This window comes from Cytobacillus sp. Hz8 (assembly GCF_042263505.1).
GTDB lineage: Bacteria > Bacillota > Bacilli > Bacillales > Cytobacillaceae > Bacillus_BE.
Genome location: NZ_JBHKFI010000001.1, coordinates 262,032 through 276,675 on the forward strand (window position 1 = coordinate 262,032; position 14,644 = coordinate 276,675).

At 35.1% G+C, this 14,644-nt stretch carries 13 protein-coding genes, 1 CRISPR repeat array, 1 riboswitch and 1 other annotated feature (1 of these 16 running past the window's edge); of the genes, 10 read left to right on the plus strand and 3 right to left on the minus strand.

From position 1 onward, the window contains the following. A CRISPR array of direct repeats spans nucleotides 1–1,913; the repeat unit is 32 nt; unit sequence GTCGCACTCTATATGAGTGCGTGGATTGAAAT (it extends 371 nt beyond the left edge of the window). A gap of 287 nt (nucleotides 1,914–2,200) precedes the next feature. Beyond that, a complete protein-coding gene (locus ACE38V_RS01355) occupies nucleotides 2,201–2,362 on the plus strand; it encodes a DUF6366 family protein (RefSeq protein ID WP_375839336.1) in 162 nt (53 codons plus the stop codon). Between the two features lie 285 nt (nucleotides 2,363–2,647). On the opposite strand, the gene ACE38V_RS01360 is transcribed toward ACE38V_RS01355, so the two are convergent. Further along, nucleotides 2,648–3,064, minus strand: coding sequence for a DUF1284 domain-containing protein (locus ACE38V_RS01360; RefSeq protein ID WP_375839337.1), 417 nt, complete (start codon nucleotides 3,062–3,064; stop codon nucleotides 2,648–2,650). Between the two features lie 293 nt (nucleotides 3,065–3,357). On the opposite strand from ACE38V_RS01360, the gene ACE38V_RS01365 reads away from it, so the two are divergent. Then, complete coding sequence (locus tag ACE38V_RS01365) at nucleotides 3,358–3,510, plus strand: hypothetical protein (RefSeq protein ID WP_375839338.1); 153 nt, start codon at nucleotides 3,358–3,360, stop codon at nucleotides 3,508–3,510. 217 nt (nucleotides 3,511–3,727) lie between these two features. Here the strand turns inward: ACE38V_RS01365 and ACE38V_RS01370 are convergent, their stop codons facing one another. Then, on the minus strand, nucleotides 3,728–4,237 hold the full coding sequence (locus tag ACE38V_RS01370) for a GNAT family N-acetyltransferase (RefSeq protein ID WP_375839339.1): 510 nt from the start codon (nucleotides 4,235–4,237) through the stop codon (nucleotides 3,728–3,730). A 606-nt stretch (nucleotides 4,238–4,843) separates the two neighbouring features. Here ACE38V_RS01370 and ACE38V_RS01375 point away from each other — a divergent pair. The 7 genes from ACE38V_RS01375 to ACE38V_RS01405 all read left to right on the plus strand — a co-directional run bounded on the left by ACE38V_RS01375 (nucleotide 4,844) and on the right by ACE38V_RS01405 (nucleotide 11,993). Next, on the plus strand, nucleotides 4,844–5,341 hold the full coding sequence (locus ACE38V_RS01375) for an RNA polymerase sigma factor (protein ID WP_375839340.1): 498 nt from the start codon (nucleotides 4,844–4,846) through the stop codon (nucleotides 5,339–5,341). A 12-nt stretch (nucleotides 5,342–5,353) separates the two neighbouring features. Beyond that, complete coding sequence (locus tag ACE38V_RS01380) at nucleotides 5,354–6,487, plus strand: DUF4179 domain-containing protein (RefSeq protein ID WP_375839341.1); 1,134 nt, start codon at nucleotides 5,354–5,356, stop codon at nucleotides 6,485–6,487. Between the two features lie 193 nt (nucleotides 6,488–6,680). Then, nucleotides 6,681–7,406: a 3-ketoacyl-ACP reductase gene (locus ACE38V_RS01385; protein WP_375839343.1), complete on the plus strand. Its 726-nt coding sequence runs from the start codon at nucleotides 6,681–6,683 to the stop codon at nucleotides 7,404–7,406. 127 nt (nucleotides 7,407–7,533) lie between these two features. Beyond that, nucleotides 7,534–7,803, plus strand: a binding site (T-box leader). A 152-nt stretch (nucleotides 7,804–7,955) separates the two neighbouring features. Next, nucleotides 7,956–8,813: an SAM hydrolase/SAM-dependent halogenase family protein gene (locus ACE38V_RS01390; protein WP_375839345.1), complete on the plus strand. Its 858-nt coding sequence runs from the start codon at nucleotides 7,956–7,958 to the stop codon at nucleotides 8,811–8,813. A gap of 37 nt (nucleotides 8,814–8,850) precedes the next feature. After that, nucleotides 8,851–9,408 (plus strand): ECF-type riboflavin transporter substrate-binding protein, encoded by a 558-nt coding sequence (locus ACE38V_RS01395; protein ID WP_375839346.1) that lies wholly within the window; start codon nucleotides 8,851–8,853, stop codon nucleotides 9,406–9,408. A 42-nt stretch (nucleotides 9,409–9,450) separates the two neighbouring features. Next, a complete protein-coding gene (locus tag ACE38V_RS01400) occupies nucleotides 9,451–11,163 on the plus strand; it encodes an ABC transporter ATP-binding protein (protein ID WP_375839347.1) in 1,713 nt (570 codons plus the stop codon). Then, complete coding sequence (locus tag ACE38V_RS01405; RefSeq protein WP_375839349.1) at nucleotides 11,154–11,993, plus strand: energy-coupling factor transporter transmembrane component T family protein; 840 nt, start codon at nucleotides 11,154–11,156, stop codon at nucleotides 11,991–11,993. Before ACE38V_RS01400 ends, ACE38V_RS01405 begins: the two co-directional genes overlap by 10 nt. A gap of 249 nt (nucleotides 11,994–12,242) precedes the next feature. On the opposite strand, the gene ACE38V_RS01410 is transcribed toward ACE38V_RS01405, so the two are convergent. Next, complete coding sequence (locus ACE38V_RS01410) at nucleotides 12,243–12,446, minus strand: hypothetical protein (protein ID WP_375839350.1); 204 nt, start codon at nucleotides 12,444–12,446, stop codon at nucleotides 12,243–12,245. An 821-nt stretch (nucleotides 12,447–13,267) separates the two neighbouring features. Between ACE38V_RS01410 and tatA the strand changes: the two genes are divergently transcribed. Beyond that, on the plus strand, nucleotides 13,268–13,480 hold the full coding sequence (tatA, locus tag ACE38V_RS01415; protein WP_375839351.1) for a twin-arginine translocase TatA/TatE family subunit: 213 nt from the start codon (nucleotides 13,268–13,270) through the stop codon (nucleotides 13,478–13,480). A 1,057-nt stretch (nucleotides 13,481–14,537) separates the two neighbouring features. Next, nucleotides 14,538–14,639: riboswitch (purine riboswitch) on the plus strand. Nucleotides 14,640–14,644: the final 5 nt, after the last annotated feature.

Below are 14,644 nucleotides of genomic sequence, written 5' to 3' on the forward strand. Positions count from 1 at the left end.
GGTCGTGGTAGAGGAGGTGGATCTAATGTCGCACTCTATATGAGTGCGTGGATTGAAATACCAATGATTTTTGGCTCCTGTTCACGATAGCGCCGTCGCACTCTATATGAGTGCGTGGATTGAAATTCAGCTGGTACCAACGTTCCGTTAAATAACTGCCGTCGCACTCTATATGAGTGCGTGGATTGAAATATCACGAAACTGAATTTCAGTACGAACCCAATGACGTCGCACTCTATATGAGTGCGTGGATTGAAATTCAAAAGCCAAACGAATCGCGTATTCAATCGCTGTCGCACTCTATATGAGTGCGTGGATTGAAATTTCGATGATTTTTTGTAAACTCCCATCTTTTTTTGTCGCACTCTATATGAGTGCGTGGATTGAAATATACTCTTCATCGGAATAAGGTTTTACCATATTCATGTCGCACTCTATATGAGTGCGTGGATTGAAATAGTTTTAGGCGTAAGTACGAAAGAAAGAATTGCAGTCGCACTCTATATGAGTGCGTGGATTGAAATCATAGATGACCGGGGAACCGCCCATAATAGTTTTACCGTCGCACTCTATATGAGTGCGTGGATTGAAATATTATGATAACAGCATTTACCGCCACAGATGCAATGTCGCACTCTATATGAGTGCGTGGATTGAAATCTTTAGGATGCTATCAAAGTTTTGATGAAGCAAAGTCGCACTCTATATGAGTGCGTGGATTGAAATTATATGACAGGATTAAACCCTTCAAATTCTTTAAGTCGCACTCTATATGAGTGCGTGGATTGAAATTCATCTAGCTCCATTTTCAATTGATCCTCATCAGTCGCACTCTATATGAGTGCGTGGATTGAAATATGAAGGGAAATGGCTCCTTTCACACTGCGAATCGTCGCACTCTATATGAGTGCGTGGATTGAAATATAAGCCTTCTGATAAGCTTTTGTCGCATTAAAGTCGCACTCTATATGAGTGCGTGGATTGAAATTGCTTCGATAACAAAATTAGGCTTTCCAGTAAAAGTCGCACTCTATATGAGTGCGTGGATTGAAATTCTTCAATCGGAGCTACTGTGCAGCGAGGGTACCGTCGCACTCTATATGAGTGCGTGGATTGAAATTCTTCAATCGGAGCTACTGTGCAGCGAGGGTACCGTCGCACTCTATATGAGTGCGTGGATTGAAATAAATCCCCTTTTAAGAGTTCTTCCGCTTTTGCTGTCGCACTCTATATGAGTGCGTGGATTGAAATTTTGATAGAGTCTCGAAGATTTCCTTTTTACGCGTCGCACTCTATATGAGTGCGTGGATTGAAATTTTATTTCTGATACTGGAATGACTAGAAATAGACAGTCGCACTCTATATGAGTGCGTGGATTGAAATATATAATTATTTACATGTAATTAATTATATGTTATGTCGCACTCTATATGAGTGCGTGGATTGAAATTCGTGATCTAGCAATATATCAAAACTCACACCATGTCGCACTCTATATGAGTGCGTGGATTGAAATATCTATGAATAGCCGTTATATTGAAGGGAAAATAGTCGCACTCTATATGAGTGCGTGGATTGAAATACCTCCTTTATATAAAGGGTTTAATCCACATATGGTCGCACTCTATATGAGTGCGTGGATTGAAATAATAACAATCACATCATCTTTTTTTATATGTGCAGTCGCACTCTATATGAGTGCGTGGATTGAAATTTGTTGTGTATGAAGAAGGAAAATCAAAGGAAGAGTCGCACTCTATATGAGTGCGTGGATTGAAATAACTTCCAAAAATGTACGGTATGGAGCCAAAGCAGTCGCACTCTATATGAGTGCGTGGATTGAAATAGATGTACTTATTGTGGCATCAAGACATTAGAAGGGTCGCACTCTATATGAGTGCGTGGATTGAAATGAGGATGACGAGGAAAATATAACACCCTGAATAAAGTACATCCGAATATCATCCTCTTTTCTCAAAAGTACTCAACTAAAACAAAAAAACGATGAACAGAAAGATGCAGCAATGAACTGGGGGATAGATGGATCGAGTGTAGAAATAGAATTGTCTTTTTTCTAATTTTTACATAAGAGAATTTTAAAAAGCCAGCTTTCTGTAAGATTGTGTTTTTAGTTTAATAAATTACCATAATATATTAAAAATGTTGTGAATTTCCAAAGAGGGATTTATCTAAAGCGTTTTTGAAAATATATTCTGCATTAATAGAAAATGGTGATGTTGTTAATGAAAGAAGAAGAGAAAGACTTAAACAAGAAGAGTTAAAAAGTAACCCAACGGGAAATATGAATGATGCGTTTCATAGGATTGATACTGGAAACCTTGCTGACTTAGTAGGTGTTTAGGTAGGAGAGGGATTTGTACACTTATTCTAGTACTCATAATAGGATTTATCATCGCATCAATATTTATAAAGTAAAGATACCTCTTTTTGAGAAATTTTTAAATTTCTATTCTTGGAGTTTTGATTTTTGACTTGCTGAAATAAGCATTTGTTCTACTCATCAAATGTTAAATTCACCCTCAAAAAAACCAGACGGAATAAGTAAAAATAGTTCTTAATGCCGTTAACACGCTGATCAAATAAATAGATCAATTCAAAAGGTTAATCTTGAATCAATGAGAAAGTCTTATTTAATTTCTCTTAATCCTTTCTCTTCAAGAATATCCTGGACCCCTTCTTCGCAAATCCCATACGACCGCCAAGAACAGGATTCACATATAATTTGAATATCTGTGGGAACGGTGGACTTTCGGATTAGTGACTCAATGTCCTTCCACTGCATAATTTGTCCAATCTTCAAACCTAATTTTTCCAAAATTGCGGCATCTCTATTATGAATATTTTCATTTTGGCAGTGGTATTCACCTGAGTTTGGGTATTTTTCGCATAGTTGATCAGGACCCTTTACAAGTTGAATCCAAATTTTCGGATTTTCCCGTAATGTCTGGTGAAGACGTGTCATATTTTCCACATATTCTTGAGAATAGCCCATTCCGCGATACCCCAAAAGGCAAAAGATATGATGACCTCGAAGTTTATACATTAAATCCCTCCATCTTTATATATGTTAACTGAAACAATGATGTAGTTTACTAATAGTTAATATCATAACACATCACACCAAAAATACTGGAGAATTTTCACCAAAGAGTGATTATTTATTTAAAATAGTAAGTTGCTTAGCCTAATTGGATTTGAACTTAGAGAGTAATTTCCTCATGTATTCATACAAAAAGGGAACAAGAGTTACCTGTTTATTTATCAATGACACTTATAGTATTAAAAAAAATATGGTGGGAACGATAAGGAAAAAACTAAATTGGAGGTCCACCCCAAATGAATTTCAATCTAACGCAGCTAACGGAGGAACACCAAAAGCAAATTAGAACAATCGAAAAACAATATAATATCATTCTCCTTGGATTAACGGGAGAGGAATATGATTTTACTTTAGATGCACTGCGGGAATATCACTGGAATACTAAGTAATGAGAAGAAATTGTAACATTCTTTATGCAAGAAGTTGCAGCTTCTGCTTGGAACCTGGCAAATATGGTTGAAAAATTAAGGAATCAGGTTCATACTTTTAATATTTAGGTTATGTTAAAGAATGGTGTTGATATTATAACAATATTAAAAGAAGCCTCTATTAATCAGGCTTCTTTAGTTGTTATATTTGAACATTGCGTAATACATACGATTTATTTTATCTAAATTTAATAATATAATTATGCTCTTGTTCAGTAGAACTAACCAATTTAAAATTACAATTATTCAATACTTTAATAGAACCAACATTCGTTTTTAGAACTTTTGCGGTTATACCTTTAGCACCTTGAAGTCTATAAGCCCAGTTTATTGATGCTTCTAAAGCCTCAGTCATAAATCTTTTCTTTCTGTAATTAGGTGAAATACTGTATCCAACTTCTGAATAACCATTTACATCTGGTGCTCCTTTAAACCCTATAAAACCTATTCCTTTTTGATTCTCCTTATTAATAATCAGCCAATATGTATACCATTCATGAATATCTTCGTTAATGTTTTGCATTTTCATTAGTTTCTTTGATATTGCTAATTTAACAGAATCTAATATTGATTCTAATTCAATTGAAGTTTCAATCTTATTTAAATCATTGTTATTTATATATTGTAATTCATGAAAAGATAAAGGTTTCAGAAATAATCTTTCAGATTCTAAACATTTCTTATTCACTTTAGCACCCCCGTTTTTTGATTCTCGCAGGTTACACAATAATTTACAACTACGAATTAATTTCATTATAAAAAAAACTGGATAGTTTTGCATATAGATAAGGTGTGTCATTTTCAACACCAGTCTTTAACATAGCCAATATTTAATAGAATAAGAAAATTGCTCATCAATAATCAAATTATTCTTTTTCCAAGTAAGATAATAAAAAAACGGTAGGTTGCCTGAAATAGTTCAGATTGCCTATGTTTTTTTTATTTGAAAAATGATTAATTGTGCGAGTCTAAACGGAACCTTTCATTTGATTTATTAATTTTTCACAACTGTTGTCTAGGCATTTTCAAAAATTACTATTTGTCGAGAATATCAGAATGGTAAAATATAGGGAAATAATGGGATGATATAGAAATTTATCCAAAAATCGGAGTGCATATCATGATGTAGACTTGCTTATACAAGTAGAAATTCTTGTATATCAACAAATCATGTGTAAATTTGGATGTTTATACCTGATTGTTTCAAATGAATCGGAATTATAAAAAAAATTTTTTCCAATAAAATAGGATGCTAAAACGTTTATTAAGTGAAAGGGTGGTGTGAAAAATTCAAATGTGTTTGGAACAATCCGAAGAATCCATTAATATAACTGAATTTAAAAAATTGTTTGATGAAAATAAGAAGTATGTGTTTGCCATAGCACTTTCAATCCTGCGGGACTTTGAATTGGCTGAAGATGTACTGCAGGAAGTGTATATTAAGCTTTTTCAGCAAATGAAATATCAGGAAATTTCAAATGTGAAGGCTTGGCTGATTACAGTCTCTAGAACCAAAGCGTTAGATCAGTATCGAAAGAAAAAACGTGAAATTACAGGTTTGGATAGTGATTATTTTGAACGGTTGGAATGTATTTTAGAAGATCCCCTAGAAAAATTGGTCTTATCCAAATACTTGGAATTGCTAGACCAAGAGGAAAGACAGATTGTCATCATGAAAGGCATCATGGGAATGAAGCATAGAGAAATTGCCAATATAGTAGATATTCCATTGGGAACAGCAATTTGGAAATACAATGCTGCTATAAAAAAACTGCGAAAAAATATAGGTTAAGGAGGAATCTTCTTGGAGAAAGTAAAAATGCTGAAGCATTTGAATCATGCAATTGAAAAACAAGTACCGGATGTCTGGGAAGAAATTAATAATAAGATACATAATACAAAGAATGTAGAAAATATAGAAGATGCCTGGCAAGTTACTGTCTATTCTCCTAATAAAAAAAGAAAGCTTTACAAACGATTATCAATTGCAGCAGTCATTTGCTTGATTACGGTATCCACTTTAACCTTTACTCCTGTGCTGGCGGCAATTCAGGCGACATTTGATAAGATTTTTTCGAGTAAACAGATCGATGATACCGGATTAAGAATGGCTATTAATGAGGGACATGGTCAGGTGCTTAATCAAATATATATTGATAAGATACATGATATTACCGTTCACTTTGACAGTATTTTGACGGATGATAAGGAAACAAAACTACTATTGACTTTTAAGAGTAATAAAACAAATTTAAAAAATTATTATGTGGATATTTTTGAAGGTGCGAGCACAATCAACCTAATTACCAGTGATGGAGAAAAGAAAAAGTTAGAAAATGTAGGTTGGGGAAGTCGACATTACGATCGTGATGAAAATAAAGTGGCGGAAGCATTGTCGTTCGCATCAATTAAGGAATTTGAGGGCAAAGATATTCAGTTAGAAATAGAAAATTTAACGATTTATAGTAATAATAGCTCTAGTAAACTTGAAACCATCTGGCCGATTCACTTCAAACTTGATAAAACAGCCGTTTCCGATAGAGAAACCATTAACCTAAATAAAACGTTCTCGTTTGAAGGCCAAAGTTATAAAATTAAACAGATTGAATTTTCCGCGATGGAAACAAGAATCGTTGTATCTGGAACTGACACGAAACTTATTACGGATTCAGATGGAGAAAAATACCATGTCATGAGCAAGTTGGAGAATCAATTTCTTAATGCGAGGAAATTCGATAAAAAATTGGGATATATTGTGGATGAAAAAAAATCTGGTGTATTTTTAAGATCAACAGGTAAAAGGGTAGAGCCTATTTTTAGTAAAGGTGAAGTACAAGGAGCAGATGACGAATATATTATGTTTTTTGCCCCGGTAACAAACCGCCAAGACTGCATTCTTGAGATTGGAAATGATATTAAAATACCATTGGCAAAGTAGGGAGTCATAATTTTTAAAAAACGTTAAGTTAAATTTACTCATGTTTTGGAGGAAAAGAGCAAGTGTGTATGTTTTAGCATAAATCCTAGTTGTCTTGCACCGTTCGTGTCTAAAGGTTTATTAGATGAACCAAGCATAACATTAGAAATAATTTATAAAAATAATATAATGGATGTGAAAGGAGTTGTTGATTATGACACAATCACTTAAAGGAAAAGTAGCGTTTGTAACTGGTGCTGGAAGAGGTATTGGCAAAGCGGTTGCAATTGCATTAGCAAATGAAGGTGTTAACATTGGTTTACTTGCTAGAACTGAGGCAGATTTAAAAAAAGTTGCAGATGAAGTTAAAGGTTTAGGGGTGAAAGCAGCTTATGCTGCAGTAGATATTTCATCTCTGGATGAGGTAGAACAGGCGATTAAAATGATAACAGATGAATTGGGAACGGCTGATATCCTGATTAATAATGCGGGAATTGGAAAATTTGAAACATTAATAGATATGGATCCACAAGAATGGAAGAGAATCATCGATGTTAATTTAATGGGTCCCTATTACGTGACACGTGCTGTTCTTCCTCAATTAATTGAAAAAAATGGCGGAGATATTATCAATATTTCATCTACCAATGGGTTAAGCGGTGCGGCCACATCGAGTGCCTATAGCGCATCTAAATTTGGCGTAATTGGCTTAACGGAATCATTAGCACAAGAGGTTAGAAGAAATAATATCAGAGTTACTGCTTTAACTCCAAGTACAGTAGCAACTGAACTTGCGATAAAAACAAACTTAATTTCTGAAAACAATGATGAAAAATATATGCAACCTGAAGATATTGCTGAGTTTATCGTTTCCCAATTAAAATTGCATCCACGTATTTATGTGAAAACAGCAAGTCTACTGGCAACTAATCCATTCTAATCAGTTTATGCTGAAGAGGACGAGTCTATTTTAATTAACTATCATTAAATTCATAATTTTATATAATTTTCCTTGCGCTTTTATGAACTCTTTACTATAATCAATTTAATATTATACAATAATTAACCTAAAGACAATGAAGAGAAAAAGTAAGATTAGCCTATTTTACACAGAAAGCTTCGGTAGCTGAAAAGAAGCAAGAATACTAATCTGAACAATGGCCTCTGAGTTTCGTGCTGAACATATCGCTTGATATTAGTAGGTTCCGACGAGATTTGGTACTCGTTATCAATACCACAGTATTCCGGCACATTGATGCCTTGTACTTGTTGAGGCTGTTTGCGTGAACAAACAGTAAAGTAAGGTGGTACCACGTGAGATAAACCACGTCCTTATCCGATTGGATAAAGACGTGGTTTTTTTGTTTTATCCTAGGCATATGCATGAAAGAGAAAAAGCCAAAGGAAGGAAAATGTGGTTTCTCAGTTTGATGAACGACAAAAAGAGGAAAACTCAAAGGGAAACATTTTGCAGAATGGAGGAAGAGTTGTGAATAAGTTTTTAGTCTTACAAACCGATTTTGGTACGAGTGATGGGGCAGTTAGCGCGATGTATGGCGTAGCGTTATCCGTTGAGCCAACACTTCGTCTTTTTGATCTTACGCATGATATTCCTGAATATAATATTTGGGAAGGAGCGTATCGTTTATATCAAACGATTTCCTATTGGCCAGAGGGCACTGTATTTGTTTCAGTCGTTGATCCGGGAGTTGGGTCTGAGCGAAGAAGTATTGTTGCCAAAACGGCATCGAATCAATATATTGTGACTCCAGATAATGGAACTCTCACGCAAATCAAGAAACATATTGGGATTGTGGAGGCACGATTGATTGATGAAGAGGTGAATCGACTTCCGCATTCTGGTGAATCTTATACATTTCATGGTCGCGATGTATATGCCTTTACTGGTGCAAGACTTTCAGCAGGAGTGATTTTATTTCAAGAAGTGGGACCTGAAGTGTCTGTTGATTCCATTGTAGAACTGTCTGTTCCTGAGGCAAGTTTGAGCCAAGGAAAAGTAACAGGCAATATTGACATTTTGGATGTTCGTTTTGGGAACCTTTGGACAAATATTGAACGGGAACTTTTTAGAGAATTACAGATTGAATATGGAGATTCCTTTGAAGTTTTGATTGAAAATGATCAGCGTCAAGTTTATAAAAATATTATGACTTTTGGACGATCATTTGCTGATAGCCATTTAGGAGAGCCACTGCTATATGTCAATTCTCTTGATAATATAGGGGTTGCTCTCAATCAAGGGTCATTCGCCAAGGCTTATCATATCCAGTCCGGTATTAATTGGAAAATTACAATACGCAAAGTACCGAAAATCATTTATAATTAGGAAAATTCAGATAAAATTAAAAGGGAGTTGGATAAGGATGAAAAGGAATCAATTATCGATTAAAACGATTGTAGCCATTGGAATTGGAGCGGCGGTTTTTATTATTTTAGCGAAATTTGTATCCATTCCATCACCGGTACCGAATACGACGATTCAAACGTCTTACGCGTTCTTAGCCTTAATGGCGGTTGTTTTCGGCCCAATTGCAGGAGGATTAATTGGATTAATTGGTCATGCTTTGAATGATGCCATCTCCTATGGGTCTGTTTGGTGGAGCTGGGTTATTGTCTCTATGATTGTTGGTTTTTTAATCGGGCTGCTTTCAAACAAATTGGATATTGAATCTGGTGTATTTAATACGAAAAAGGTGATTACCTTTAATGTCGTTCAAGTTGTTGCACAAGCAGTGGGATGGTTTTTGATTGCGCCATCTTTAGATATTTTGATTTATGCAGAACCGGCAAATAAGGTTTTCGTTCAAGGCCTTTTTGCTGGTATTTCTAATATGGTCACGGTCGGGATTATTGGAACGATTTTATTATTAGCTTATGCAAAAACACGTAGTCAAAGCAACAGTCTACATCGAGAATTATAATTTCCTTCTTGAAGAGGTAGAAGGTTTAAATAGGAGAACACAATGAAAAAGCCAGTCATTGAATTTCACAACTACAGTTTTAAATATCGCAGCCAGTCACAACCTACCCTTCAAGAATTGAATTTAACCATCTATGAAGGTGAAAAGGTATTAATTGTCGGCCCATCTGGTTCAGGAAAAAGTACGATTGGACATTGTCTTAATGGGCTAATCCCTTTTTCATATAAGGGAGAGGTTTCTGGTAGCCTTAGAATTAAAGGGAAGGATGCTTACGAATTAGATATTTTTTCCCGGTCTAAAATAGTGGGAACGGTCTTACAGGATCCAGACGGACAGTTTATTGGGTTGACGGTTGGAGAGGACATTGCTTTTGCACTAGAAAATGATACTACTGAACAAGAGAAGATGATTGATCTTGTGGATGAAGCGGCAAAAATGGTGGAAATGGATGGATATCTTCAATCCTCTATCCATCATTTATCTGGAGGACAACGACAGAGAGTTTCGATTGCTGGAGTCATCGTAGATCAGGTAGATATTCTATTATTTGATGAACCCCTTGCCAATCTTGATCCCGCTACAGGAGTATATGCGATTGAATTGATTGACCGAATTCAGAAAGAAACGAATACTACCGTTGTCATTATTGAGCACCGGTTAGAAGATGTTTTGCATTGTTCTGTTGACCGAATTATTGTGGTGGATGAAGGACAGATTGTTGGGGACATGAGCCCTAACCAGTTATTATCAAGCCCAGTATTAGAAAACAGCTATATTCGTGAACCATTATATCTGAAAGCAGCAAAATATGCGGGAATTGGCATAACGGAAGAGATGAAGCCTGATCATATAAGTACTTTTGCCGTTGAACAATGTAAGACAAAATTATTGGATTGGTTTGAATCCATTTCTCCAATCGTACCTAGGGAAAAAAAGTCTACAATTCTTGAATTGGCCAATATTACTTTTTCTTATTCCCCTGAAAAGGAAACCATTCATGGTATATCATTTTCGATCGAGCGAGGGGAAATGGTTAGTATTGTGGGGAAAAACGGAGCAGGGAAGTCCACTCTTTCCAAACTGATATGCGGGTTTGAAAGGCCAAATTCCGGTGACATCTTCTATAATGGAACAAATATTACGGATGATACCATTAAGGAACGTTCCTTAAGAATTGGCATGGTGTTGCAAAACCCAAATCATATGATTTCGAAGCATATGATTTTTGATGAAGTCGCTCTAGGACTTGTGATTCGTGGAGTGCCGGTGGAGGAGGTAAGGGAGCGAGTAGAAATAACGTTGAAGGTGTGTGGCCTTTATCCATATCGAAATTGGCCAATATCCGCATTAAGTTTTGGTCAAAAGAAACGAGTAACGATCGCCTCCATCTTAGTTCTCGAACCTGAGATTATCATTCTTGATGAACCGACAGCCGGACAAGATCTTCGTCATTATACAGAAATGATGGAGTTTTTAGAGGAATTGAATAGCCAAGGCATGACGATTATGATGATTACTCATGATATGCATTTGATGCTTGAATATACTCCACGTGCAATTGTAATTGAGAGTGGCAGAAAAATTGCTGATGCTTCCTCTGCAACGATTTTGACAGATTCCAAAGTCATCCAACAAGCAAATTTAAAAGAGACCTCCTTATTTGAATTGGCAAAACGAGCAGGGATTTGTGACCCGAGCGAGTTTGTTGCAAGGTTTATAGCCTATGATAAGGAGGTAAGGAAGATATGGCAGTAGAGATGTTATCATATATTGAACGAAATTCGCCTGTTCATCAATTAACAGGTGTAACAAAACTCATATGCTTTCTAATCTGGTCGACTGCTGCAATGCTTACTTATGATACTCGAATTCTTGTTTTTTTGTTTATTTGTAGTATTGCTATTTTTATCCTCTCAAAAATTAAGCTTCAAGAGGTTTCTTTTGTCCTTATTTTTATTTTAATCTTTCTATTGATTAATAATCTGGCTATCTATGGATTCTCGCCACAGGAAGGGGTGAAAATCTATGGAACGAGCCATGTTCTATTTGAAATCGCCGGAAGATATAATCTGACGTGGGAACAAGTTTTTTATCAAACGAATATTACATTAAAATATTTTACTGTTATTCCAGTCGCCTTGCTATTTGTGGTAACGACACACCCAAGTGAATTTGCGGCATCGCTTAATAAGATTGGTGTGAGTTATCGAATTGCTTATGCTGTTTCTCTAGCACTACGTTACATTCCAGACATTCAAAGGGATTTTCGAAATATCGCCCTTTCTCAACAAGCAAGAGGAATGGATCTGTCACGAAAGGAAAAGCTGCTAAAACGGATAAAGAATGCTGCTTCTATCATTCTTCCATTAATTCTTTCCAGTCTGGATAAGATTGAGATAATAAGTAACGCCATGGAATTGCGAGGGTTTGGAAAAAAGAAACGGAGAACCTGGTATAGTGCACGTCCTTTTAAGAAAGGTGACTATTTGACTATGATACTATTTTCAATTTTCTTTGTTTTGACATTGATGATTACTTTTTATGATGGGAATCGGTTTTATAATCCGTTTTTGCTAGTAAAGTAGGTAATTTATAAACTCGATTTCTTCATGTGAGAAATCGAGTTTATTTTATGATGGGAAATAGGACGATTGAAAGGGGATGAACGACATTTTTAAGAAAATTTAATGAGAAAAGGTCGTTCATAAGCTGGATCAATAACAGTTTTAAGAAAAAAGGAAGAGAAAAAGTCGTTCAAATTGGTAAAAGTTTGTTTGTGGTGTTGTTAAACTTTTAAAGGATCTTATGGAAATTATTAACGGTAGAAAGAACCATTATTCTTGAGTATATGATGTGAATAAAGATTGGTTCCGTTCAAATTTCAGGCGCTTTTGCTTTAATCCATCAAGTCTTTCTGAAAAAAGAATAGCTTCATGGCTCCCGTTTCCATATTTATGAATGATATCAAGAAGTTTCTGCTCAAAGATGTTAATTTGCAAATTAAGGTATTCTTCACTTAGTGGGTGTTGTTGCTTCATAATGAAAACTCCGTTTCATTGATTTAAGTTCGAAACACATTTTATCAGTTTTATATAAAATAATTATTAAAAAAATATGGCAAATTTATGAATATAACGTAAGGATATGTTTTTGATAAGAATAGTTAGCAGTTCTCAGAATTTTGGCTTTTCTTTTTATTATTGGAAATCATTTAATGGAATTTAAGGGTATTTGCATAGTAGTTTTCATCAACCGGGCTCATTCCTCTACATTTATAGAATTGTGACATGTTTCCACTCTTATCGTTACGGAGCACAAAAAACAGCATGATTCTTTGTTACTTAGGGACATACCTTCTTTCTGGTAAAAAATAATATAATAAAGATAGATTTTGTCTATCCTTTCATTTTTGAAATGTATGAGCGATTGACAAAACGTTTAATGGATAAATACGGATCAGCTCTGGGAGTCCGTCTAATGGGATAATGACGGCATGCTATCCGTTTTATGGGCTGCTAGTGGTAAGAGAATTTTATCATCGATTGGGTATTCAATTTGTTCAGGAAAATCAAGAATCGCTTGTACATCTATTAATGGAACTAAAGTTTATGATATATTTAATTCAAAGAGGTATAGGAATGTCTTTATTTAAAGGAGGAAAGAAATTAATATATTTATGTGGACTTAAATAATCTCTATCAACATTTTGGAAGTTGGGCAAATCATTTTGTGAACGCTTTCGTTCTTGCACAACGGTTCCGTACTATTCCAGATGTGCCGATTTTTTGAAATACTTTTTAAAACTGATGCTATCATGACAAATGAAGTCCTACAAATTACAAAAAAAGGAGTCAGTCAAATGTTCTCAAATATTGGAGTTCCAGGTTTAATTTTAATTTTAGTACTTGCCCTTATCGTTTTTGGACCGAAAAAGCTTCCGGAAATTGGGCGTGCAATTGGGCAATCCTTAAGAGAATTTAAGAATTCTACGAAAGGATTAATTGAAGAAGAAAAGGACAAGGTGGTTGAGGAAGTAAAATCTGAACAACAGCCTAAGTCAAATGAGTTGTAATTTTCCTGTATAAGTTTAAATGGGTCTAACCTTTATTCAAATTATTTGAGATGAAGGTAGACCTATTTTTATTTAGCGGTTATGGAAAGTTCTGGTCTGGAATTTAGACGGAAGGGAGGGAGTACTTTTTTATCAAGGTAAATTCCGCCATATTATATTTCTAAACTAGTTGCCATTTATCCCACTCTTAACGGACATTTTGACTCCCACTTCAAGATTCTGAGAATACGAAGAAGATAAGTGGGAGATCAACTGTTCGTAAAGGTCCTAGTCAGGCGAAGCCACAGGATGTGGCGCTCCTTGAGCGTGATAAGTGAAATAAGATTTTTCTTTGGGCTTCAGCCTTAGAAAAATCAATCAGGCTCTGCGTGGCTAACCATCAGTGGGGGATGAATGGCAGACTAAAAGCGCGACGTCAATCACAACGTCTGCACACTTCACGTCCTGTGCGTCGAAAACCCCCACTAATGGAAGTTTCACTTTATTCTAATCTGCTCGAATCTAATATTCATTTCAAAGTACTTCGTTTATTTTTTTCATCTACCAGTTGTCTCGTCATTATGTTTTTAGTGAAATAAATTTTTATTTTGAGTTTTAATTTACATGTTTTTTGAAAATTGGTGTTTTATGGATTCATTTATTTTTTACAATCAAATATAATATAAATGGATGAAATTGGATTTTTTTGAGATGGTTAGTATTGTTTAATGGAGGTAATTGATGAAAAGATACATATCTATGGCATTTTTGATTTTTTTTGGCAGTTTATTTTTGGCGTATGTATTTATCTCTATGATCCATGATTATGTTACTGGTTTTGAAATGGTTATTATACTACTACTGTCAATTTTGATTACGTTAATGATTGGGGTTGTAGAATTATTGAGGAAGAGGTAATCATTTAATGGTTCAATTCATTATTGAAAAATAGACTAAAAGGAATATAGGGAAAAATAAAGTCTGAAGGTACGATAATAAAGCCTAAAAAAACTTAATTGCCTGAAAAAACCCATAGATATTGACTCGTAAAATACTTGTTGTTAAGATTAACCCTATTAATCTAATAGAAGAAATACCTTGTATAAGTTCAAGAATATGGCTTGAACGTCTCTACCGGGCTGCCGTAAATAGCCTGTCTACAAGGGGCATGATAAATAGATAATT